Genomic DNA, 22819 nt, shown 5'->3' on the forward strand with positions numbered 1-22819 from the left:
GGGGCGTCAGACGACCGTCACGGGGGTGATGAGACCCGCCGTCTGGGTGCGCGCGCGCTCGAGGCGAGCGGCGACGTCGCGCCAGTTGACGATGTTCCAGAACGCCTTGACGTAGTCCGCCTTGACGTTGAGGTAGTCGAGGTAGAAGGCGTGCTCCCACATGTCGAGCATGAGCACCGGGGTCAGGCCCAGCGGGACGTTGCCCTGCTGGTCGAAGAGCTGGAAGATCGACAGCTTCTGGCCGATCGAGTCCCAGCCCAGGACGGACCAGCCGGAGCCCTGGATGCTCGTCGCGTTGGCGGTGAACTGCGCCTTGAAGCCCTCGAAGGAGCCGAGCTGGTCCTTGATGGCCTCGGCGAGCTCGCCCTCGGGCTCACCGCCACCCTCGGGAGAGAGGTTGTTCCAGAAGACCGTGTGGTTGACGTGGCCGCCGAGGTTGAACGCGAGGTTCTTCTCGAGCAGGTTGATCGCGGCGTTGTCGCCGCTCTCGCGGGCCGCGGCCAGCTTCTCGAGGGCGGTGTTCGCACCGTCGACGTAGGTTTTGTGGTGCTTGGAGTGGTGCAGCTCCATGATCTTGCCGCTGATGTGCGGCTCGAGGGCGCTGTAGTCGTACGGGAGCTCCGGCAGGGTGTACACGGTCATGTGTCTCCTCCTCAGGTCGTCCCGGTGCGGGAACGCACCGGCCTACATATGGCATGTGCCCGGCAGTGATGCCGGGCACATGCACTCATCGGTCTAACCTACGACGATGTCGGGTTGTTCCGCCCGTCGGTTCCAGCGCCGATGGACGCGCGCTCCTCGGGACGGTCGAAGGCCTCACGCAGGCCCCCGGACTCGACCTCGGCGTGGTTGCCGTTGCCGTTGCCGTGGGCGCCGTGCTCGGCGTTCGCAGCGGCCAGCTCGGCCGGGGTCGCCGGCTCGACACGGTCCTCGTAGAGGAAGCGGGACAGGCGCAGGAGCGGCTTGTCCTTGGCGGCGCCGGGGCGGCGCACACCGTTCTCGTCCTCGGGCGGCTCGATCTCGAGCATGCGGTCCGCCTCGTGGTGGACGAGCAGCCAGCGCTCCTCCTGCGTGAGGGGCTGGTGCACCTCGAGGAACTCACCGGTGGGCATGCGCACGATGCGGCCGGTCTCGTGGCCGTGGAGCGCGAGCTCGCGGTCACGGCGCTGCAGCGAGAGGCAGATGCGCTTGGTGAGCCAGAACGCGAAGACCGGCGCGACGAAGAAGGCGACGCGCAGGAACCACGTGATGCCGTTGAGCGACAGCTCGAAGTGCGTGGCGACGAGGTCGTTGGAACCGGCGACGTTGAGCACCATGAAGGCGGTGACGATCGCGACACCGACGGCGGTACGGGTCGGTGCGTTGCGCGGACGGTCCAGGACGTGGTGCTCGCCGCGGTCCTTGGTGACGGCCGCCTCGAGGAAGGGCCACGCGGCCAGGGCGGTGAACAGGATGCCCGGTACGACGACACCCGGGATGAGCACGTTGAGCGACAGCACGTAGCCGAAGATCGTGAACTCGGCGAAGCCCGGCATCAGCCGCAGCGCGCCCTCGAGGAAGAGCATGTACCAGTCGGGCTGGGCACCCGCGCCCACTGGCGAGGGGTCGTAGGGCCCGTGGGTCCACACCGGGTTGATCGACACGAGGCCGCCGAGGAGGGCGAGGAAGCCGAAGACGATGAAGAAGAAGCCACCGGCCTTCGCGGCGTACACCGGCAGGACCGGGTAGCCCACGACGTTCTTCTCCGTCTTGCCGGGCCCGGGGTACTGCGTGTGCTTGTGCACGACGACGAGGATGAGGTGGACCGTCACCAGCGCGATGATCAGGCCGGGCACGACGAGGATGTGGATGGTGAACAGGCGCGGGACGATGTCGGTTCCCGGGAACTCCCCGCCGAAGAGGGCGAGGGAGGCGTAGGACCCGATGATCGGGATGGCTCGCGCGACGCCGTCGGCGATGCGCAGGCCGTTGCCCGACAGGACGTCGTCGGGCAGGGAGTAGCCGGAGAAGCCGGCGAGGAGCGCGAGGATCATCAGCGAGAATCCGACGAGCCAGTTGAGCTCACGGGGCTTGCGGAAGGCGCCGGTGAAGAAGACGCGGAGCATGTGGGCGACGATCGACGCCACGAACAGCAGCGCTGCCCAGTGGTGGATCTGGCGCATGAGCAGGCCGCCGCGCACCTCGAAGGAGATGCGCAGGGTCGAGGCGAAGGCCTCGGACATCGCCACGCCCTGCATCGCCTCGGGCAGTGCGTCCTCGGGGTAGGTGATGTGACCCATGCTGGGCACGAAGAACATCGTGAGGAAGAAGCCCGACAGCACCAGGACGATGAAGCTGTAGAGCGCGACCTCGCCGAGGAGGAAGGACCAGTGGTCCGGGAAGACCTTGCGCGCGAACTCCTTGACGGCCTTGCCGATGCCCGTGCGCTGGTCGAGGTAGTCAGCGGCCGGTGCCGCCTTGCTGGGCTTGCGAGCCGTGGTCGTGCTCATCGGTTCTCATCCATTCGCTCGCGCTCCCAGAAGCTCGGGCCCACGGTCTCGTGGAAGTCCGAGCGGGCCACGAGGTAGCCCTCGGTGTCCACGGTGATGGGGAGCTGCGGAAGGGCGCGCTTGGCCGGTCCGAAGACCACCTTCGCCTCGTTGGCGATGTCGAAGGTGGACTGGTGGCAGGGGCACAGCAGGTGGTGCGTCTGCTGCTCGTAGAGAGCGACGGGGCAGCCCACGTGGGTGCAGACCTTGGAGTAGGCGACGATGCCGTCGTAGCTCCAGTCCCGGCGCTCGGGGGAGATGTTGAGCTCGGAGGGGTCGATGCGCGTCATGAACACGACCGCCTTGGCCTTCTCCTCCAGGTAGTGCTCCTGGTCGCTGATGCCGTGGGGGATCACCTGGAAGGCGGACCCGTTGGTGACGTCGGCGGCGCGGATGAGGCGGTTGTCCGGGTCGGTCGCGAGGCGGCGGCCCATCGAGCCGTCCGGCAGGCGGCCACCGGTGCCCTCGGGGACGTCGCCCCAGGCGGTGTAGCGGAACTTGCGGGTGTCCCACGACGGGCTGAGCTCACCGACGAGCGGGACGACGAAGGGCAGCGGCGCGAGGGCCGCGGCACCGACGAGGGCGCCCTTGAGGACGGGACGACGGGCGATGCCGGCCTCGGCGACACCGGTCTCGAGCATCGTCACGGCCTGCTCACGGACCTCGGGGGAGGAGGCGGCGGGCTTGCGCTGCTCGACGTACTCGGTGTTCGACATGAGGGTCTTGGACCAGTGGACCGCGGCGAGGCCGATCCCCAGCATGCCCAGACCCAGCCCGACGCCGAGCGCGATCGTGGAGAGGCGCACGTCCAGGAGGGTCGTCCCGACCGGGATGAAGAGGAAACCGACGACCCCGCCGACGGAGGCGAGGATCGAGACGAGCAGAAGGGTGACGACCTGGCGCTCGGCGCGCTTGGCGGCCTTGGGGTCGCGGTCGGCCATGCGCTCGGGGTGGTGCGGCAGACCCGGGTCCTCGAAACGCTCGGGGACGTCGGCGACCGGTGCCCCGCCCGTGGCGGGGGTCAGGTCACCAGAGGGACGATTCGTGCTCACGAGGACCGTGCTCCCATCCACACTGCGATACCGATGATGCCGCCGATGCCGACGAGCCAGACCCAGAAGCCCTCGGAGACGGGACCGAGGTTGCCCAGCGAGAAGCCGCCGGGGGAGACCTCACGCTGCTCCATGATGTAGGCGATGACGTCGCGGGCGCCCTCGTCGGTCACCGAGGCCTCGTTGAAGATCGGCATGGACTGCGGGCCGATGCGCATGGCCTCCCAGATCTGGGTGGGCGTCGCGTCGTCGAGCGGCGGGGCGACCTTGCCCTCGGTCAGCGCACCACCGGCGCCGACGGCGTTGTGGCACATCGAGCAGTTCGTGCGGAACAGCTCCATGCCGTTCGCGGCGTCACCGAGCTCGGGGTCGACCTGCTCGTCGGAGGGGATGGCCGGGCCCGGGCCGAGGCTGGCGACGTACGCGGCGAGCGCGGCCGTCTGCTCCTCGTTCATCTGCGGGTCCTTGCGCTCCGCCTGCGGGGAGTTGTTGGCCATCGGCATGCGGCCGGTGGAGACCTGGAAATGCACGGAGGCGGCACCCACGCCGACCAGCGACGGCGCGAGGTCGGTGCCCTGGGCGTCCAGGCCGTGGCAGGTGGAGCAGTTCGAGCGGAACAGCGCCTCGCCTTCCTCGATCATGTCCTGGCTGGCGGCCTGCGCGTTGGCCGGCTCGGAGGTGACGGCTGAGTACGCCACCCCCGTGAGGATCAGGGCCAGGAGCAGGAGGACGACCGGCGCGAGCCGGTGCCTCCTGCTGGCGGCGAGTGCCTTCACGGTGATGTGTCCTTCTCTGGCGTTGCGGGTGGAACGGGGGCGGGTCGCCGGTGCTCTAGAACATCTCGAGGAAGTAGATGATGAAGAACATCGCGACCCAGACGACGTCGACGAAGTGCCAGTAGTAGGACACGACGACCGCGCCGGTGGCCTCGTAGTGGCCGAAGCGGTTGGCCGCGAACGAGCGGCCGAGGATGAAGAGGAAGGCGATGAGGCCGCCGAGCACGTGGAGGGCGTGGAAGCCCGTCATGATGTAGAAGACCGAGCCGTAGGGGCTGGAGGACACCGTGATGCCGTGCGAGACGAGCTCGGCGTACTCGAAGGTCTGACCGGCGACGAAGAACGCGCCCATGATGAAGGTGAGGACGAACCACTCCTCCATGCCCCAGCGGCGCACGTCCAGCAGCTTGCCGGTGCGGCGCGGCTGGAAGCGTTCGGCGGCGAACACACCCATCTGCGCGGTCACGGAGCTGGCGACGAGGACCAGGGTGATGGTCAGTGCCCAGGGGATGTTGAGCATCGAGTAGTTCTCGGGCCAGATCTCCGCCGACACCGACCGGTGGGTGAAGTACATGGCGAAGAGACCAGCGAAGAACATCAGCTCGCTGGACAGCCACACGATGGTGCCGACCGACACTGCGTTCGGCCGGTTGACGTTCACGTGGGGGGCGCTCGGAGCAGCCGTAGTAGACGACACGATTGCCATTATGGCCCGAAAGTTCACGTGGGTGACCACTCCGGGCGCGTGCGATTCCTCCCGAGCCTCCGCCTCAGGCTAGGAGTTCCGCGACATCTCGCGCCTGAGTCCTTGGTCCCGATCCGGTCACGACACAACACGCCGGTGGGGCCGGTGTCCGCTTCGTCTCATTCATGGCGACGACGGCGTGGTCGCGGCCGCGGCTTGTGCGCCCTGGTCCCGCGGCGTGACTACCATTCGAGGAGGTCACCGCGCCTCGCGGTGTGTACCGAGCGAACCTGGAGGACGACGATGACGCCCGCGCAGCCCGACGCAGCCGCGACCACCGACACCGACGTCGTGGACGTGCTGCTCTACAGCGACGACGTCACGACCCGTGAGCAGGTCCGCCGGGCCATCGGCCGCCGTGCCGCGGTCGACGTCCCCCGGATCCGGTGGACGGAGGCGGCCACGCACGAGGGTGTGGTGATGAAGGCCAGGGAGGGTGACTTCGCACTCATCGTGCTCGACGGCGAGGCGGCCAAGGCCGGCGGCATGGCCGTGAGCCGCGAGCTGAAGAGCGAGATGTACCAGTGCCCGCCCGTCGTCATCCTCACCGCCCGCCCGCAGGACGCGTGGCTGGCGACGTGGGCGCAGGCCGACGCGATCGTCCAGGCGCCGATCGACCCGATCGAGATCCAGGAGGCCGTGGCCGGACTGCTGCGCTCGGGCGGTCGTCGGTGACGGTGGAGGGCGTCGAGCCGGTCCAGCCCACGTGGGCGGACGTCATCACCTCCCTCGTCGCCGGGGAGCACCTCAGCGCCACGCAGACCGGCTGGGCGATGGACCAGGTGATGTCGGGCCTGGCCAGTCCCGTCCAGCTCGCCGGCTTCCTCATTGCGCTGCGGGCCAAGGGGGAGACGGTGGCCGAGCTCACCGGCCTGGCCGACGTCATGCTCGAGCACTCGGTGCCGATCGACGTCCCTGACGACGTCGTCGACATCGTCGGTACGGGCGGGGACCGCGCCCGGACGGTCAACATCTCCACGATGTCCTCCCTCGTCATCGCGGGCGCGGGGGTACCCGTGGTCAAGCACGGCAACCGGGCCTCGAGCTCGGCGAGCGGCTCCGCCGACGTCCTGGAGGCGCTTGGCGTCCGCCTCGACATGTCCGTCCCCCAGGTGGAGGCGGTCTTCCGCGAGGTCGGGATCACCTTCTGCTTCGCGCAGACCTTTCACCCCTCGTTCCGGCACACCGCCGTCGCCCGCCGGGAGCTCGCCGTCGCCACGGCCTTCAACGTGCTCGGCCCGCTCACCAACCCGGCCCGCCCGCGGGCCGCCGCGATCGGCGTCGCCGACCGGCGTATCGCCCCCCTCGTCGCGGGTGTGCTCGCCCGCCGGGGGACGCGCGGGCTCGTCTTCCGCGGCGAGGACGGCCTGGACGAGCTGACGACGACGGCGCCCAGCCGGGTGTGGCACGTCGCCGACGGCGAGGTGACGGAGCACCTCCTCGACACCCGGGAGGTCTTCGGCCTCGCGCCGGCGACCATCGCCGACCTGCGCGGCGCGGACGCCGGCTTCAACGCCGGGGTCGCCCGGGAGATCCTCGACGGCGCCACCGGACCCGTCCGCGACGCCGTGATGCTCAACTCCGCCGCCGCGCTCGTCGCGCACGGCACCCTCCCCGGCACGGGGGCCGACGACGGTGACCTCGTCACCCGGCTGCGTGCCGGGATGGACCTGGCCGCCGCGGCCATCGACGAGGGACGGGCGCGCGGCGTGCTCGACCGGTGGGCGGCGGCCAGCGCCGCCCTCTGACGCGGACGGCACCGGCCGTCCGCGAGACCGTCGGCGGGTTCCCGCCGACACCGAGACGAAGGAGACCCCATGCTCACCGCCATCGTCCTCATCGACACCGACGCCTCACGCGTGCCCGAGGTCGCCAAGGAGGTCGCCGAGCTGGACGGGATCAGCGAGGTCTACTCGGTCACCGGCGACGTCGACCTCATCGCGCTGGCGCGGGTGCGCCGCCACGAGGACCTGGCCGACGTCGTCGCCGACCGCGTGGGCAAGGTCAAGGGCGTGACCAACACCCGCACCTACATCGCCTTCCAGGCCTACTCCAAGCACGACCTCGAGTCGGCCTTCGCCATCGGCCTGGGCGACTGACGCCGCCCCCGCTCCCGGCTAGGCGGTCGGGGGCAGGGGGTACTTGGCGGCGCCGTCCACGGGCCACGCGAGCGGCTCGTCGCCCTCCTCGTGCTGGACCAGGCGCGTGGCGGGGTGCTCGATCCAGTCCGCGATGAGCTCGGCCTCCTCCGAGCCGGAGGCACCGAGGACGGTGGAGGGCGCCGGGACCTCCTCACCGGTCGCGACGAGGGCGTCGATGGTCGGCATCGGGTTGACCCCGCGGGGCACCGTGCCGGTGGCGGCGAGCCGGCCGTACCGCACGAGCACGACCTCCCAGCCGCCGTCCTCGGTGCGCCGCGCGGCCACGAGCTGCGGGCTGCGCCACAGCGGGCGCAGGCGCTGCGTGCGCCGCGCCGCGACGAGGTAGGCACGCAGCCGGTCACGCTCGGCGGCCGCCTCCTCGTAGCGCTGCTGCCCCGCGAGCGTGCTGATCCGGGCGCGCAGCGCGGCCACGACGGGCCCAGCCGCGGAGGTGAGGCCCGCCCGCACGGAGTCGGCGACCTCCGCGTACTCCTCCAGGCTCTGGGCCCCGGTGCACGGGGCACCGCAGCGGCCCATCTCGGCCAGGGCGCAGGCGCGGGCCTCGGCCGAGGGGACGACGGGCAGGCGCTGGCTGCAGCGCCGCACGGTGAAGGCCTCCTCCAGCGCCTCGAGCGCCGACTGCGCGGCGGCCCGGGAGGCGAAGGGGCCGATCGCCTCCGCGCTGCGCCCGGCGGGCACGCTGCGGACGATCGACAGACGCGGGAAGGGCTCGTCGGTGAGCCTGATCCACGGACGGCGGTGCGGCTTGCGGGAGCGGCGGTTGTAGGGAGGGTCGAGCTCGGCGATGAGCCGCAGCTCCCGCACCGCTGCCTCGAGCTCGGTGGCGCACGGGATGGGACGGACCTCCTGGGTGAGGTCGACCATCTCCCCGATGCGCTTGCGCTTCTCCGCGGCGGTGAAGTAGGACCGCACCCGCCGGCGCAGGTTGACGGCCTTGCCCACGTAGAGCACCTCGCCCCCGGGGCCCAGGAACTGGTAGACGCCGGGACCGGTGGGCAGGGAGTCGGCGAGGGTGGCCTTGCGGCGCCGCTTGTGGGGGACGGGGTCCCCCAGGGTGGCGAGGTCCTCGAGGTGGGTGGCTCCGAGCGGCGCGAGCCGGCCGAGCAGGCCGTGGAGGACGTCCACCGTGGCCCGTGCGTCGTGCAGTGCGCGGTGGTCGGGGCTGGTGGTGGCACCGAAGAGGGCGGCGAGCGTGCCGAGCTTGTTGTTGGGCGCCTCGTCGCGCGTGACGGTGCGGCGAGCCAGGGCGACGGTGTCGACGACGGCGGGTGAGGGCCACGGCATGTCGAGACGTGAGGCGGCCGCGCGGAGGAAGCCGACGTCGAAGCGGGCGTTGTGCGCGACGAGCACGGTGGTGGGGCCGAAGCCGGCAAACTCGAGGAAGGCGGGCAGCACCTCCCCGATCCGTGGCGCGCCGACCAGCATGGCGTCGGTGATGCCGGTGAGGACGGTGATCATCGGCGGGACGGGCCCGCCGGGGTCCACGAGGGTCTGGAACTCCCCGAGGACCTCGCCGCCGCGCACCTTGACCGCGCCGACCTCGGTGATCGCGCACTGGGTGGGGGAGCCGCCGGTGGTCTCGAGGTCGACGACGACGAAGGTGACCTCCGACAGCGGCACGCCGATCTCGTCGAAGCCGATCTGGAGCGGCGTCCCGGCCCCGGCGCGGGTGGCGCCCTCGAGGTCCAGCCGACCACCGGGGGCGGGAGCAAGCAGGTTCGCGGTCACGAGTCCGACCGTACGTGCGACCACCGACAAGCCACCGGTGCCGTGCCGAGACCCGCGATGTCAGAGGTCGCCCCTACGGTCACGGCATGATCATCGACTGCGACTCCTGCACCATGCGGACCATCGCCTGCGACGACTGCGTGGTCAGCTTCCTCACCGGCCCCGGCCGCGAGCAGGCGCCAGGGGCCCGTGACCTCGGGGAGGACGAGCGGACGGCGCTGGCCGTCCTCGCCGACAGCGGGCTCGTGCCGCCGCTGCGGCTGCGGCGGGCCGGGACGGCCTGAGCCCGTGCCCGCCCACCGCGCCCGGGACCCGGCGGCGGTGTGCCGCGCCCCGCACGTGCCACGGCCGGTACCCGCGCGGTCGCGGGCACCGGCCGTGGAGGTCGGGTCGAGGACGTCAGCCGCGGGCGGCGGCGGGCGCCTCGGCGTAGAGGTCGTCGATGGTCTCCGCGTAGTCGCGGAGCACCGCGTTGCGTCGCACTTTCATCGAGGGCGTGAGGTAGCCGTTGTCCACGGTGAAGTCCTCGTCGAGGATGACGAACTTCCGGATGGACTCGGCGCGCGAGACCTTCTTGTTCGTCCGGTCGATCTCCATCTGGATGTGTTCACGGACGAGCGGGTCCTGGGCGGCCTCCTCGACCCTCATCGGCTCCTTGCCGTGGTTCTTCAGCCAGCTGGGCAGCATCTCGGCGTCGAGCGTGATGAGCATGCTGATGAAGTGCCGGCGGTCGCCGATCGCCAGGCACTGGGAGATCAGCGGGTGGGCGCGCGTGGGGTCCTCGAGCTGGCTGGGTGCCACATTCTTGCCCCCGGCCGTCACGATGATCTCCTTCTTGCGGCCGGTGATCGTCAGGCAGCCGTCCTCGTCGAGCTGTCCGACGTCGCCGGTGTGGAACCAGCCGTCGGAGAAGGCCTCCGCGGTCGCCTCGGGGTTGTTGTGGTAGCCGCGGAACACCGCGATCCCCTTGGCGAGGATCTCGCCGTCGTCGGCGATCCTGATGCCGCAGCCGGGCAACGGGGTGCCCACGGTGCCGATCTTCACGCGTCCGGGACGCGCGACGGCGACGGGCGCGGTGGTCTCGGTGAGGCCGTAGCCCTCGAGCACCACGAGGCCCAGGCCACGGAAGAAGTGCCCGAGACGCTCGCCGAGCGGGGCGCCGCCCGAGACCGCGTAGACGGCCTGCCCGCCGAGCACGGCCCGGATCTTCTTGAGCACCAGCGCGTCGGCGACCTTGTGGAGCGCCTTGAGCCGGACTCCGGGGCCGCCCGGCTGGTCCAGCGCACGGGAGTAGGCGATGTTGACCTTCGCGGCCCACCGGAAGATCTTCACCTTGCCGCCGGCCGCGGCCTTCTGCTCGGCGGCGTTGTAGACCTTCTCGAAGACGCGCGGCACCGAGAGGATGAAGGTCGGGCGGTAGGTGCCCATGTCGGCGACGAGGTCCTTGGTGTCCGGCGTGTGGCCGAGCGGGACGCCGGCGGCGATGACGAGGACCTGGACGAAGCGTGCGAACACGTGGGCCAGCGGCATGAACAGCAGCGTGCGTGCGCCGGGGTAGTCGAACACCTCGTGGAGGTCCTCGATGGCGTTGCGGCACAGCTCGACGAAGTTGCCGTGGGTGAGCTCGGCGCCCTTGGGGCGGCCGGTGGTCCCGGAGGTGTAGATGATCGTCGCGATGTCGTCGAGGCCGACGGCGGAGTGACGGGCGGCGAGGTCGGCGTCGCTGACCTCACGCCCGAGGGCCACAAGGGTGTCGATGGCACCGTCGTCGAGTGTCCACACCTCCCCGAGGTGCGGCAGGCCGCCGTTCTCCTCGCGGGCCTGCGCGACGGTCGCGGCGTGGGCGGGGGTCTCCACGACGGCGGCCACGCAGTCGGAGTCCCCGAGGATCCACGCGCACTGGTCGGGGGAGGAGGTCTCGTAGACCGGCACCGGGACGGCGCCGGCGTGCCAGATCGCGAAGTCGAGGATCGTCCACTCGAAGCGGGTGCGGGACATGATCGCGACGTGGTCCCCGGGACCGACGCCGGCGGCCATGAGCCCCTTCGCCACGCTCTCGACGAGCTCGAGGACCGCGCTGGTCGTGTGCTCGCGCCAGACCCCGTTCTCCTGGCGCTCGATGAGCACCTTGGAGGGGGAGGACGTGGCCTGCGCGATGAGGAGGTCGCTCACGCTGGTCGACGATTCGGACGTCACGGCAAGGGGGACATGGAACTCGTCCATACTGACTCCAGTGGCAGCGGTAGGAGGGAATGACTACCGGCTCCACGATATGGCAGATCTGGGCGTTTCGGGGCCACCTCCACAGGGAAGCGGCGCCGTGTCCACGACGACGGACAGGAATCATCGATGACGACGATCGGTATCGACATCGGCGGGACGAAGATCGCCGCCGGTGTTGTCGACGAGACCGGCCGGGTGCTCGCGCAGACCCGCCGCGCGACGGACGCGCTGGACCCCGAGGCGATCGAGAGCGCGGTCATCGCGTGCGTCGCCGAGCTGCGGTCCGGGTACGACATCACCGGCGTGGGCGTGGCCGCGGCCGGCTTCGTCAGCCCGAACCGCGACGGCATGCGCTTCGCCCCGAACATCGCGTGGCGCGACTACCCGCTCCGTGACCGGCTGGCGCGCGGCATCGAGGTCCCGATCGTCATCGAGAACGACGCGAACGCCGCCGGCTGGGCGGAGTTCCGCTTCGGCGCCGGCCGCAGCGCCCGCTCGATGGTCATGCTCACGCTCGGTACCGGGCTCGGCGGCGCGATCGTCCTGGACGACCGTCTGCTCCGCGGGGCCTTCGGCGTGGCGGCCGAGCTGGGCCACATGCGCGTGGTGCCCTCGGGCCACTACTGCGGCTGCGGCCACGAGGGCTGCTGGGAGATGTACGCCTCCGGCCGCGCGCTCACCCGCGCCGCCCGCAACGCCCTCATCACCGACGAGGACCGCGCCGGCCGCCTGCGCGAGCTCGCGGCCGCCGACGGCGGCAAGGTGCGCGGCCAGCACGTCACGCTGGCCGCCGCCGAGGGCGACCCGCTGTCCCGTGACCTCGTCACTGAGCTCGGCCGCTGGGTGGGGGCCGGGATCGCCGACCTCGTCGCGATCCTCGACCCCGAGCTCTTCGTCATCGGCGGCGGCGTCGCCGACACCGGGGACCTCGTCCTCGAGGCCGCCCGGGCGTCCTTCCGTGACCAGCTCTCCGCCCGCGGCTACCGGCCCGAGGCGCAGATCGTCCTCGCCGAGATGGGCAGCGAGGCCGGCATCGTCGGCGCCGCCGACCTCGTCCGTCACTGACGTCGGGTACCGCCCGGCCCGCGGGGCCGGGCGGTACCCGGGGTCAGACGACGGCGCCGTCGCCGTAGTCGTCGGTGTCCTTGCGGGCCGGCATGCGCCACAGGAGCAGGCCCACGCCCACCGCCAGCGCCCCGACGGCGACGAGCCAGACCACGCCCGGCGCCGAGCGCCACAGCAGGACGCACAGCACCATGACCGCCAGCCCGCCGAGCACCCCGCCCCAGGCGACGACGAGCACCGGCTCCGAACGGGACAGCGGGTCCGGGTCGGGCTCGGTGAAGCCGTCGACGACGTCGCGGGCGCGGTCGTCGTCCTCCGTCTCGGCGGCGGGGGAGTAGTCGCGCGGCCCCGGCGCGGGCGGCGCGGCCGGCGGCAGCGGCTCGGGGTCCTGCCCGGACTCCTCCTCCGGAGGCAGGCGCAGCTCACCCAGACGCGCGGTGAGCTCGGCCCACTGGGCGTCGAGGTCGTCGTCGGGCACGTGGTCGCCGTCAGCGGCGCCCCGGGTAGGACCAGCCATGGGGAGCACTCTAGAGTGCTTCAGGAACGTGCGGCCCGATCCGGCGCCGTCGGCAGCAAAAGGGGTAGTGAGTGTTCTACGGCTTGATGAAGGCGACGCTGGGCACGACGCTGCGCGTCTTCTACCAGCCGTGGATCCGCGGCGCGGAGAACGTGCCCGAGGAGGGCGCGGCGATCCTCGCGAGCAACCACCTCGCCGTCATCGACTCCTTCTTCCTCCCGCTCATGGTGCGCCGGTCCGTCGTCTTCCTCGGCAAGCAGGACTACTTCACCGGGCGCGGCGTCAAGGGCAAGCTCGTGGCCGGCTTCATGCGCGGTGTCGGGACGATCCCGGTCGACCGCAGCGGCGGACGCGCCAGCGAGGCCGCACTGCGCACCGGGCTGCGCCGCCTCGAGGAGGGGGGCCTGTTCGGGATCTACCCCGAGGGCACCCGCAGCCCCGACGGCCGCCTCTACCGCGGCAAGACCGGCGTGGCCCGCCTCGCCCTCCAGTCCGGCGCCCCCGTCATCCCGGTCGCGATGATCGGCACGAACATCGCCCAGCCGATCGGCACCCGCATCCCGCGGCTGCGTCCGATCGGCATCGTCATCGGCAAGCCCCTCGACTTCAGCCGCTACGCCGGCCTCGAGGACGACCGCTTCGTGCTGCGCTCGGTCACCGACGAGATCATGTACGAGATCCTGCGCCTGTCCGGCCAGGAGTACGTCGACGCCTACGCCGCCTCGGTCAAGGCACGCGCCGCCTCCGGCACGGCCCCGGCCACCGCCGCGCCCGCCGCCCCGGCCGGCCCCGGCGGCCGCCGCGTCCCGGGCACGGGCGTGCCCGAGCCCACCGAGCGCGAGCTCGCCGAGGGCAAGGAGCTCCTCGAGGCCGCCGCCCAGGAGGCCGAGGCCGCGTCCGGCGAGGACGAGGACGGCGCGGGCGCCCCGCCGTCGTCGTCCACGAGCTAGGAGGACCCCGGCCCACCCCGCCGACGGACCTACACTGGGGGCACGCGCGCGAGCACTCCCTGCTCGCCGGCCGCTGCCCCGCGGCCGCCACCCGACGAAAGGTTGCCGATGTCCGTCCGCCGTGTCGCCCTGCTCACCGCAGGTGGCTTCGCCCCCTGCCTGTCCTCCGCGGTCGGAGGCCTGATCGAGCGCTACACCGAGGTGGCGCCGGACGTGGAGATCATCGCCTACCAGTACGGCTACCACGGCCTGCTGACGGGCACGAAGGTCGTCATCGACGACGAGGCGCGCGCCAAGGCGAGCGTGCTGCACGACTTCGGTGGCAGCCCGATCGGAAACAGTCGCGTCAAGCTCACCAACGCCAAGAACCTCGTCGAGCGTGGTCTCGTCAAGGAGGGTGACGACCCGCTCAAGGTCGCCGCCGAGCAGCTGCGCGCCGACGGCGTCGATGTCCTCCACACCATCGGTGGCGACGACACCAACACGACGGCCGCGGACCTCGCCGCCTACCTCGAGGACAACGGCTACCACATGGCCGTCGTCGGCCTGCCGAAGACCATCGACAACGACATCATCCCGATCCGCCAGTCCCTCGGCGCCCACACCGCCGCGGAGCAGGCCAGCCGCTTCGCCCAGAACATCATCGGCGAGCACCGCTCCAACCCGCGGATGCTCATCGTCCACGAGGTCATGGGGCGTCACTGCGGCTGGCTCACCGCCGCCGCCGCCCGCGACTACCACCAGTGGGTCGCCGAGCGTCCCGAGTGGAACCCGAGCGCCGGCCTGAGCAAGGAGCGCTGGGACGTCCACGCCGTCTTCCTGCCCGAGATGAAGCTCGACCTCGAGGGCGAGGCGCAGCGTCTGCGCGCCGTCATGGACGAGATCGGCAACGTCAACATCTTCCTCTCCGAGGGCGCCGGGGTGCCGGAGATCATCGCCGAGCTCGAGGCGAAGGGCGAGGAGGTCCAGCGCGACCCCTTCGGCCACGTCAAGCTCGACACGATCAACCCCGGCCAGTGGTTCGCCAAGCAGTTCGCCGAGCTCATCGGCGCCGAGAAGGTCATGGTCCAGAAGTCGGGCTACTTCTCCCGCTCGGCCGCGGCCAACGACCAGGACATCGCGCTCATCAAGTCGATGGTCGACCTCGCGGTCGACAGCGCCTTCAAGGACGTCTCCGGCGTCGTCGGCCACGACGAGGAGAACGGCGACGAGCTGACGACGATCGCCTTCCCGCGCATCGCCGGCGGCAAGGCCTTCGACATCACCCAGCCGTGGTTCACCGAGCTCATGGCGAGCCTCGGCCAGGACGTCACCCCGGCGGAGCACCCCTCCCACTGACCCGGCCGCCCCAGGCGCCGCCGGTCCCACCGATTCCCACGGTGCGGACCGGCGGCGTTCCACGTTCCGGACCTCCCGTATCCTGACGCCCGTGAGTATCGAGGCTGATCCCGCGGTCCTGCGCGGGCTGGACAACTGGCGCGACCTTCCTGCATCACAGCAGCCGGAGTGGCGCAGCGCCGAGGAGCTGCGCGCCGTCACCGACGAGCTCGCCGCCTCCCCGCCGCTCGTCTTCGCCGGCGAGGCCGACCAGCTGCGTGAGCACCTGGCCAAGGCCTCCCGGGGTGAGGCGTTCCTCCTCCAGGGCGGTGACTGCGCCGAGACCTTCGCGGAGTCGACGGCGGACAACATCCGCAACAAGATCCGCACCATCCTCCAGATGGCGGTCGTCCTCACCTACGGCGCAAGCCTGCCCATCATCAAGATGGGCCGGATGGCCGGGCAGTACGCCAAGCCGCGCAGCAACACGATGGAGACGCGCGAGGGCGTCGAGCTGCCCGCCTACCGCGGGGACGCCGTCAACGGGCACGCCTTCACCCCCGAGTCGCGGGTGCCGGACCCGAACCGGCTGCTGTCCGCCTACCACCGGTCCGCCACGACGCTCAACCTCATCCGGGCCTTCACCGGCGGTGGTTTCGCCGACCTGCGGCTCGTGCACGAGTGGAACCGCGGCTTCACCACCAACCCGGCGTACAAGCGCTACGAGCAGCTGGCCGCGGAGATCGACCGCGCGGTGCGCTTCATGGCTGCCGCGGGCGCCGACTTCGACGCGCTGCGCACCGTGGACTTCTACTCCAGCCACGAGGCGCTGCTCCTCGACTACGAGCGCGCGATGACGCGCATCGACTCGCGCACCGGGCACCCGTACAACACCTCGGGACACTTCCTGTGGATCGGGGAGCGCACCCGTGAGCTCGACGGCGCCCACGTCGACCTCCTCTCCCGCGTGCACAACCCCATCGGCGTCAAGCTCGGGCCGACGACCACGCCGGAGACCGCCCTCGCCCTGCAGGAGCGGCTCAACCCGGAGGGCACCCCCGGGCGCCTCACCTTCATCACCCGCATGGGCGCCGAGCGCATCCGCGACGTCCTGCCGGGCCTGCTGTCCGCCGTCGCCGCGGAGAGCGGCCCCGTCACGTGGGTGTGCGACCCGATGCACGGCAACACCTTCTCCTCGCCGAGCGGGTACAAGACCCGCCGCTTCGACACGGTCCTCGACGAGGTCCGCGGCTTCTTCGAGGCGCACCAGACGGCGGGCACCGTCCCCGGTGGCCTGCACGTGGAGCTCACCGGTGACGACGTCACCGAGGTGCTCGGCGGCGGCGAGGAGATCGACGAGGGCGCGCTCAGCCGCCGCTACGAGACGCTCGTCGACCCCCGGCTCAACCACCAGCAGTCGCTGGAGATGGCCTTCGCCGTCGCGGAGATGCTCCGCGGGAGCTGATGGCCAGGGATCGGGGGGAGCGGTGAGCACGGCGGGGGCGATCGAGGTTCCGCCCGAGCGGAGCGTCCCGCCCGGGCAGCACCTCGTCGTCGAGGCACCGGTCATGCACTACGGCCCGGTGCCGCGCCCGCGGCCGGACCGGTGGGACTTCGCCGTCGGTGGGCTGACCCGCGACGGCGCGGAGCACCGCTTCTCGCTGGACGAGGTGCTCGCGATGGCACCGGTCGAGGTCCTCGGTGACCTCCACTGCTCGGCGCGGTGGAGCACGCTGGACGAGCGGTGGTCCGGCGTGGCGGCCCGCGCGCTGGTCGAGGCCGCGCCCCCGGCGGACGGCATCGAGGACGTCCTCGTCTTCGCCGAGTACGGCTACAGCGCCACCATCCGGGTCGACGACCTCATGTCCGCCCGCGCCGTCCTCGCCACCCACCACGACGGCGTGCCCCTCACCCAGGAGCGCGGCGCGCCGCTGCGCCTGGTCATCCCGCACCTGTACTCGTGGAAGGGCCCCAAGTGGGTGCGCGGCTGGAACTACACCGCCGCCCCCGAGCGCGGCTTCTGGGAGCAGCGCGGCTACCACCTGCGCGGCGACGCCTGGCGCGAGGAGCGCTACTCCTACCAGGAGTGACCTCACCTCCCCCCATAGACGCCGAGAGCTGAGTTGTGACCGGATCCGGTAACAACTCAGCTCTCGGCGGTTCTGGGGGGCGCGGGGCTACTCTGTCACCACTCGCGGGCGGCGGGGATGAGGGTGCCGGGGTTGAGGTTGCGGCCCGGGTCCACGCCCTTGAGCAGGGTCACCTGGACGTCGACGCCGGCGGCGGAGATGTCCTCCTCCAGCCACGGCGTGTGGTCGGTGCCCACGCCGTGGTGGTGGGAGATGGTCCCGCCGTTGTCGACGAAGGACTGCTGGATCGCGCTCTTGACCACCCAGTACTGACGCAGCTGCTCCTCCATGTCCGGGCTCCCGGACACGAAGGCGAAGGTGAAGTACAGGCAGGCGCCGGAGTGGTAGCTGTGCGAGAGGTGGCACATGATGTAGCCGCGCACGCCGAGGGAGTCGAAGGCGTCCCGGGCCGCGCGGACGGTGAGGTGGTAGACCTCCATGAGCCGGGACCACGGCATCGCCGTCTCCGAGACGTCGGCGAGGGCGCCGATGTCGAGGAGGAAGTCGCGCAGGTAGGGGGTGTCGAACTTCTTCTGGTCGTACAGCGCGCCGGGGCCCTTGCCGAGCTTGACGCCGCCGTGCTCCCGGACGATCTTCCCGACCGTCGCCTTGTCGGCCTTGACCCGGGCGCTGCCGCCCTCGTAGCCGACGTAGCTGAGGCAGGCCTTGTCCAGGTCCCAGCCGCGCTTCTCGAGGAAGCCGAACAGCCCGTCCTGGACAGCCTTCTTCGCGCCCTTGGACGCCTTCTGTGTCGACAGCGAGAACGTCGTCTCGTTGCCGTCGGAGACGCGGGTGACGGACGGGCGGGCGTCGGACACCGAGATGGCGTGCATGGCCTGGACCGCGCTGCCCCAGTTGGGGAAGAGGTAGGCGATGATCTCGCGGTTCTCCGGGAGCCGGTGCACGTGCACCCACGCCTCGGTGATGACGCCCAGGCGCCCCTCGGAGCCGAGGATCATCTCCCGCACGCTGGGGCCCGAGGACGTGCTCGGCAGCGGGCGCAGGGCGATGACCTTGCCCGGCAGCACGACCCGCATGCCGCGCGTGATGTCAGCGATGTCGCCGTACTTGTCGGACTGCATGCCCGAGGAGCGGGTGGCGATCCACCCGCCGAGCGTCGAGTGCTTGAAGCTGTCGGGCTGGTGGCCCATCGTCCACCCGCGGGCGGTCAGCTGCTCCTCGAGGTCCGGGCCCAGGACGCCGGCCTGCACGCGGGCCAGGCCCGCGTCCTCGTCGACCTCCAGGACGCGGTTGAGGCGTCCGAGGTCGAGGGAGACGACCGGGCGGGCCTCCTCGGCGGGCGGGGTGAGGGAGCCGGAGATGTTCGAGCCGCCACCGAAGGGGATGAGGACGGCGTCGCTCGCGACGACGGCGTCGACGACGGCGCGCACCTCCTCCTCGGTGCCGGGGTAGACGACGACGTCTGGCACGCGCGGCAGGTGGCCGGCGCGGATCTTGACGAGGTCGGCGAGGCCCTTGCCGTAGGTGTGGACGACACGGTCGAGGTCGGAGGTGACGACGTGGTCCTCACCGAGGGCGGAGCGCAGCTCGGCGGCGAGCTCCTCGGGGAGGCGGGAGGCGGGGACGTCGATGTCGTCGAAGGACGGCGGGGGCGTGCCCGGGGCCGAGAGGTCGATCCCGATCCTGTCCAGGACGAAGGGCGCCATCTTCGGCTTGTCCCGGTAGTTGAAGGCGATGCCCTCCACTCCCCAGCCCCACCACTTCTGGTGTGTCACTCCCGTCACGAAGCCTCCTCCTGGGACCGGCCCTCCGGCCCGCCCCTCCTCGAGTCGCCGACGACGTACGGCGTCTGCATGGTCATCATGGTGCTGATGTGCTGGGCGACGCGGTCGCTGAACTCGCGGGCCGTCTCCCCGGGGTGGGGCCGCATCGGTCGGCCGACGAGCACCCGGACGCTCGGGCGGCCGGGCACGGGCCAGAAGCGGCCCACCGGCATCGCCTCGTGGGTGCCGAGGAGCGCGACCGGCACGCACGGGACCCCGGAGGTCGAGCACAGCACGGCCGCACCGGGCTTGAAGGGGCGCATGACGCCGTCACGGCTGCGCGTGCCCTCCGGGAAGAGCAGGATCGGCAGGCCGCTGCTGAGCAGGCGCTGGGACATGCCCTTGTTGCGCCCGCGGCCGCCGGTGCGCTCGATCGGGTAGGTGTTGAAGAAGAGCGAGGTGAGTGCCTTGACCCACCAGCGGGAGTAGAAGTAGTCGGCGGCGGCGCCGACGGTCAGCCGCTTGGTGAGGCGGTAGGGCAGCTGGGACACGAGGACGCCGGTGTCCAGGTGGCTGCAGTGGTTGGCGACGACGACGAAGGGGCCACGCAGCGAGTCGACGTTGTCGGTGCCCTCGACCGACGTCGTCGTCACCGCCGAGACCACGGGGCGCAGCACGAGCCGCTGCGCGACGAAGCGCATGGCCCGGTGCCAGCGGGCGTGGTAGCGGCTCAGGCTGGAGGCTTCTTCGCCCCCACGGCCGCCGCGTGCGGAGTCCCCCTCGGTCACGACCGACCTCCCTGGATGAGTGCGGTGGCGCGCCGCACGAGCGGCCGCGGCGCGTGCGCGGCAAGGAACGCGATGACGCGGAAGCGGAGGGAGGGCACCGAGCGGACCCGTCCCTTCTCGACGTCCTCCAGCGCGTCGGCGACGACGCGGTCGGCCTCGAGCCAGAGGAAGCCGGGGATGGCGCTCGTGCGGATCTTCGCCCGCTCGTGGAACTCGGTGCGCACCCAGCCCGGCACGAGGGCGGTGGCCTGGACGCCGGTCCCGGCGAGCTCGAGGGACAGGGACTCGGAGTAGGTCCCCACCCAGGACTTGATCGCCGAGTAGGCGCCCATGGGGACGAGCCCGGCCACCGAGGCGACGTTGACGATGACGCCGCGCCCCCGGGTGACCATCGCGCGGCCCGCGGCGTTGCCGAGGACGAGGACGGCGCGGACCATGACGTCCAGCGACCGCTCGACCTCGGTGAGGTCCTCCGCGAGGAGGGGCACGTGCACGCCGTGGCCGGCGTTGTTGACGAGGACGTCGACGGGGGAGTCCGCGTCGAGGAGCCGCGCCGCGACGGCGTCCACGTCGTCGCGCGCCGCCAGGTCGGCCACGAGCGTCTCCACCTCGACACCGTAGCGCCACCGCAGCTGCTCGGCCGTCTTCTCCAGACGTTCCTGGTTCCGGGCGACGAGCACGAGCGACAGGCCCCGGGCGGCCAGCGCGCGGGCGAACTCGAGCCCGAGGCCGGAGGTGCCGCCGGTGACGAGCGCCCGCCCGCCCAGGACGGAGGACTCGGCGGGCGCCGAGAGCGGGCGCCGGGGACTGGTCGTCATCGCTGGACGCCCTCCTTGAGGCTGCGCAGGACGGGTGCCACCCGGCCCTCGACCGTCGTCGTCCACGAGAGGACGGGCCAGCGCTGGGCACGTGCGTAACGGTAGAGCTGGGCGTCGGGGTTGACCACACGGGGGTTGCCGACGACCTCGAGCCAGGGGCGGTCGGCGTAGCTGTCGCCGTAGGCGTAGGACGCGGACAGGTCCAGGTCCTCGTCGCGGGCGTAGCGCGTCAGCCAGGTGGCCCGCGACTCCCCGACCAGCGGGGAGGCGAGGAGGTGGCCGGTCCAGCGGCCGTCGTCGTCCTTCTCCATCTGTCCCGCGACGACGACGTCGAAGAGCGGGGCGAGCGGCTCGACGAAGACGTCGATCTCCCCGGTGACGAGGACGGTGCGGTGGCCGGCGGCGCGGTGCGCGCGGATCTGCCGGACGGCCTCGACGAGGACGTCACGGCGCAGGGAGTCCTGGACGCGCTCCGCGATCGCGGCCCGCAGCTCGGTCTCGTGGGTGCCGGCGTAGCGGCGCATGAACGTGCGGATGAAGTCACCGCGGTCGCGCATCTCGGCCTGGAGGTAGCGCGGGCCGAGGGCGACGAGGTTGCTCAGCGCCTTGGGCCAGCCGGAGGGCGGCTGCGTGGCGAGCTCGACCCACAGGTACTGCTCGACGAGGGTCGCGGCGATGACGGTGCGCTGGAGGTCGAAGACGGCGACGACGTCGCTGCGCTCGGGCAGCTCGGTCACCCGCGGCGTCGCGGCCTTGGGCCGCTCCCCGCGCATGAGCCCGGGCACCCCGGGGATGTGGACGTCCTGGAGGTAGTGGCGCCAGTCGATCGCGGTGACGTCGAAGCCGTGCTCGACCTGCCGCTCCGGAGGCAGGGAGGCGTGCAGCGCCCGGGTGCGGGCGTCGTCGAAGATGACCTCGATCTGCGTGTACGGCTGGTAGAGCGCGGTGAACTTGCGCAGCGTGTTGATGTCGCGGCGCGCCTTGTACAGCGTGGACATCCATTCGCGGGTGCGGGCGCGGGCGGGCAGGCGCCCGACGGCGCGGTCGGCGATCTCCACGGCCTTCTCCCGGCGGCGCACCGCGCGCTCGACGGCGCCGCGGTGGGGGAAGGACCACGAGGGGACCGAGACGTGGGAGCCGCTGGAGTCCTTGAGCGGGTTGGCGGAGAAGTACTCGCGGACGTACTCGTAGAGCTTGCCGAAGCGCAGCGGGTTGGTGATCCCCGAGGAGACCTGGAAGTAGTTGGCCTCACCCGTCTGCGGCGGTGCGGCGGCTGCGGCGAGGATCGCGTTGACGACGAAGTCGACGGGGATGACGTCGAGGACCGTGTCCGCCAGCGCGGGGAACTCCGGGAGCATGCCGCGCCCGTAGGCGGCGATGAGGGGGTCGGCGACCTTGAAGCCGTCGATCCAGCCAGGGTAGGGGTGGCGGAAGGAGGACTCGATGATCGTGGGGCGCACGACCGACAGGCGGTGGCCGCCGCCCTGCCAGAGGGTCTCCGCGACCCGCTCGCCCATCGCCTTGGTGAAGGTGTAGACGTCGGGCCAGCCGAGGGACTCGGCGCGGGTGCGGGCGTGGTGGACGAGCTCCTCGCGGACCCACGCGGAGCGGGCGGCCTCGGCGGCCTGGGAGACGGCGCGGGGCCCGGCGCGGCGGTGGTCGGCGTCGGCCTGGCGCAGCAGCGGCTCGAGAACCTCGGGACGGCGGGAGGCCTCCTCGGCCGTCTGCCGGGCGGCGAGGGCCGAGCGGAGCTCGGTGCGGTAGTCGACCTCGTGGTCGAGGCTGCGCTCCTCGGCCACGCCCTTGCGCAGGCCGGCGACGTAGCTCGTCGAGACGTGGACGACATGCGGGTCGGTCCCGGTGGCGAGGAGCCGCTCGTAGAGGTTGACCGGCCCGGCGACGTTGGCGGCGAAGGCCTCGTCCACGGGCAGGTCGAAGGACACGCTCGAGGCGGAGTGGACGACGACGTCGAGGTCGTCGGGCAGCTCGGGGACGTCCTCGAGGTCGCCGGGGATGACGGTGACCCGCTCGGTGAACGCGGCCAGCGCGTTCTCCTCGCCGACCGAGTCGCGCCAGCTGCGGAAGACCGGCTTGCGCAGGAGCTTCTCCGCGCGGCGCTGGGCGCTGAGGTCGCCCCGGGGGCGGACGAGGATGCTGACACGGGTTGTCGGGTAGGCGGCGAGCAGCTTCTCGACGACGGCCTGGCCGACGAAGCCGGTGGCGCCCGTGACGAGGACGTGCGCGTGCTCCAACGGTGAGTGCATTTGCCGAACTCTATAGCCGAGGGCCCCGAGTCC

Annotated in this window: 21 protein-coding genes; 9 read left to right on the forward strand and 12 right to left on the reverse strand. The window is 71.7% G+C overall.

All coding sequences use genetic code 11. The features are described 5' to 3' along the window. Positions 1-6: 6 nt before the first annotated feature. The 5 genes from ACWPXV_RS05625 to ctaE form a co-directional block, all read right to left on the reverse strand. Entirely contained in the window at positions 7-642 is a 636-nt protein-coding gene (locus tag ACWPXV_RS05625; RefSeq protein WP_251838283.1) for a superoxide dismutase, read from the reverse strand. A 98-nt stretch (positions 643-740) separates the two neighbouring features. Beyond that, positions 741-2489, reverse strand: coding sequence for a cytochrome bc1 complex cytochrome b subunit (gene qcrB / locus ACWPXV_RS05630; RefSeq protein WP_454084312.1), 1749 nt, complete (start codon positions 2487-2489; stop codon positions 741-743). After that, entirely contained in the window at positions 2486-3580 is a 1095-nt protein-coding gene (qcrA, locus tag ACWPXV_RS05635; RefSeq protein ID WP_454084313.1) for a cytochrome bc1 complex Rieske iron-sulfur subunit, read from the reverse strand. The genes qcrB and qcrA overlap by 4 nt, the downstream gene beginning before the upstream one ends. Continuing rightward, on the reverse strand, positions 3577-4356 hold the full coding sequence (gene qcrC / locus ACWPXV_RS05640) for a cytochrome bc1 complex diheme cytochrome c subunit (RefSeq protein ID WP_454084314.1): 780 nt from the start codon (positions 4354-4356) through the stop codon (positions 3577-3579). The genes qcrA and qcrC overlap by 4 nt, the downstream gene beginning before the upstream one ends. Positions 4357-4411: 55 nt before the next feature. Beyond that, positions 4412-5062, reverse strand: coding sequence for an aa3-type cytochrome oxidase subunit III (gene ctaE, locus ACWPXV_RS05645; RefSeq protein WP_454084315.1), 651 nt, complete (start codon positions 5060-5062; stop codon positions 4412-4414). A 282-nt stretch (positions 5063-5344) separates the two neighbouring features. Here ctaE and ACWPXV_RS05650 point away from each other — a divergent pair, with 282 nt between their 5' ends. From ACWPXV_RS05650 to ACWPXV_RS05660, 3 genes are all read left to right on the forward strand, one after another. Further along, positions 5345-5776 carry a hypothetical protein gene (locus tag ACWPXV_RS05650; RefSeq protein ID WP_454084316.1) on the forward strand — a complete coding sequence of 144 codons (432 nt, stop codon included), beginning with the start codon at positions 5345-5347 and terminating at the stop codon, positions 5774-5776. Then, complete coding sequence (gene trpD, locus ACWPXV_RS05655) at positions 5773-6849, forward strand: anthranilate phosphoribosyltransferase (protein ID WP_454084317.1); 1077 nt, start codon at positions 5773-5775, stop codon at positions 6847-6849. Before ACWPXV_RS05650 ends, trpD begins: the two co-directional genes overlap by 4 nt. Before the next feature lie 69 nt (positions 6850-6918). Further along, the gene (locus tag ACWPXV_RS05660) at positions 6919-7200 is read left to right on the forward strand and encodes an Lrp/AsnC family transcriptional regulator (RefSeq protein WP_110850950.1); all 282 of its coding nucleotides are present in this window, start codon (positions 6919-6921) and stop codon (positions 7198-7200) included. An 18-nt stretch (positions 7201-7218) separates the two neighbouring features. Here ACWPXV_RS05660 and ACWPXV_RS05665 read toward each other — a convergent pair whose 3' ends face one another. Further along, positions 7219-8991: a DEDD exonuclease domain-containing protein gene (locus tag ACWPXV_RS05665; RefSeq protein ID WP_454084318.1), complete on the reverse strand. Its 1773-nt coding sequence runs from the start codon at positions 8989-8991 to the stop codon at positions 7219-7221. Between the two features lie 86 nt (positions 8992-9077). On the opposite strand from ACWPXV_RS05665, the gene ACWPXV_RS05670 reads away from it, so the two are divergent. Next, a complete protein-coding gene (locus ACWPXV_RS05670) occupies positions 9078-9275 on the forward strand; it encodes a hypothetical protein (RefSeq protein ID WP_454084319.1) in 198 nt (65 codons plus the stop codon). 115 nt (positions 9276-9390) lie between these two features. Here the strand turns inward: ACWPXV_RS05670 and ACWPXV_RS05675 are convergent, their stop codons facing one another. Further along, positions 9391-11214, reverse strand: a complete 1824-nt coding sequence (locus ACWPXV_RS05675) for an AMP-dependent synthetase/ligase (protein ID WP_454084320.1) — start codon at positions 11212-11214, stop codon at positions 9391-9393. Positions 11215-11340: 126 nt separating this feature from the next. Here ACWPXV_RS05675 and ACWPXV_RS05680 point away from each other — a divergent pair, with 126 nt between their 5' ends. Further along, on the forward strand, positions 11341-12279 hold the full coding sequence (locus tag ACWPXV_RS05680; RefSeq protein WP_454084321.1) for an ROK family glucokinase: 939 nt from the start codon (positions 11341-11343) through the stop codon (positions 12277-12279). A 43-nt stretch (positions 12280-12322) separates the two neighbouring features. Here ACWPXV_RS05680 and ACWPXV_RS05685 read toward each other — a convergent pair whose 3' ends face one another. Beyond that, positions 12323-12796: a hypothetical protein gene (locus ACWPXV_RS05685; protein WP_454084322.1), complete on the reverse strand. Its 474-nt coding sequence runs from the start codon at positions 12794-12796 to the stop codon at positions 12323-12325. 71 nt (positions 12797-12867) lie between these two features. Between ACWPXV_RS05685 and ACWPXV_RS05690 the strand changes: the two genes are divergently transcribed. The 4 genes from ACWPXV_RS05690 to ACWPXV_RS05705 all read left to right on the forward strand — a co-directional run bounded on the left by ACWPXV_RS05690 (position 12868) and on the right by ACWPXV_RS05705 (position 17153). After that, positions 12868-13746: a lysophospholipid acyltransferase family protein gene (locus ACWPXV_RS05690; RefSeq protein ID WP_454084323.1), complete on the forward strand. Its 879-nt coding sequence runs from the start codon at positions 12868-12870 to the stop codon at positions 13744-13746. A gap of 108 nt (positions 13747-13854) precedes the next feature. Further along, positions 13855-15084 carry a pyrophosphate--fructose-6-phosphate 1-phosphotransferase gene (locus ACWPXV_RS05695; protein WP_454084324.1) on the forward strand — a complete coding sequence of 410 codons (1230 nt, stop codon included), beginning with the start codon at positions 13855-13857 and terminating at the stop codon, positions 15082-15084. Between the two features lie 91 nt (positions 15085-15175). Continuing rightward, positions 15176-16528: a class II 3-deoxy-7-phosphoheptulonate synthase gene (locus ACWPXV_RS05700; RefSeq protein WP_454084325.1), complete on the forward strand. Its 1353-nt coding sequence runs from the start codon at positions 15176-15178 to the stop codon at positions 16526-16528. Between the two features lie 103 nt (positions 16529-16631). Then, positions 16632-17153: a molybdopterin-dependent oxidoreductase gene (locus tag ACWPXV_RS05705; protein WP_454084340.1), complete on the forward strand. Its 522-nt coding sequence runs from the start codon at positions 16632-16634 to the stop codon at positions 17151-17153. Positions 17154-17248: 95 nt separating this feature from the next. On the opposite strand, the gene ACWPXV_RS05710 is transcribed toward ACWPXV_RS05705, so the two are convergent. Genes ACWPXV_RS05710 through ACWPXV_RS05725 form a run of 4 tightly spaced genes read right to left on the reverse strand, consistent with a single transcriptional unit; the run spans position 17249 to position 22786 of the window. Next, positions 17249-18937 (reverse strand): FAD-binding oxidoreductase, encoded by a 1689-nt coding sequence (locus ACWPXV_RS05710; RefSeq protein ID WP_454084326.1) that lies wholly within the window; start codon positions 18935-18937, stop codon positions 17249-17251. After that, complete coding sequence (locus tag ACWPXV_RS05715) at positions 18934-19704, reverse strand: lysophospholipid acyltransferase family protein (RefSeq protein ID WP_454084327.1); 771 nt, start codon at positions 19702-19704, stop codon at positions 18934-18936. Before ACWPXV_RS05715 ends, ACWPXV_RS05710 begins: the two co-directional genes overlap by 4 nt. Further along, complete coding sequence (locus tag ACWPXV_RS05720; protein WP_454084328.1) at positions 19701-20522, reverse strand: SDR family NAD(P)-dependent oxidoreductase; 822 nt, start codon at positions 20520-20522, stop codon at positions 19701-19703. Before ACWPXV_RS05720 ends, ACWPXV_RS05715 begins: the two co-directional genes overlap by 4 nt. Then, the gene (locus ACWPXV_RS05725; RefSeq protein ID WP_454084329.1) at positions 20519-22786 is read right to left on the reverse strand and encodes an HAD-IB family hydrolase; all 2268 of its coding nucleotides are present in this window, start codon (positions 22784-22786) and stop codon (positions 20519-20521) included. The genes ACWPXV_RS05720 and ACWPXV_RS05725 overlap by 4 nt, the downstream gene beginning before the upstream one ends. Positions 22787-22819 lie beyond the last annotated feature (33 nt).

The organism is Georgenia sp. Marseille-Q6866 (assembly GCF_965111665.1).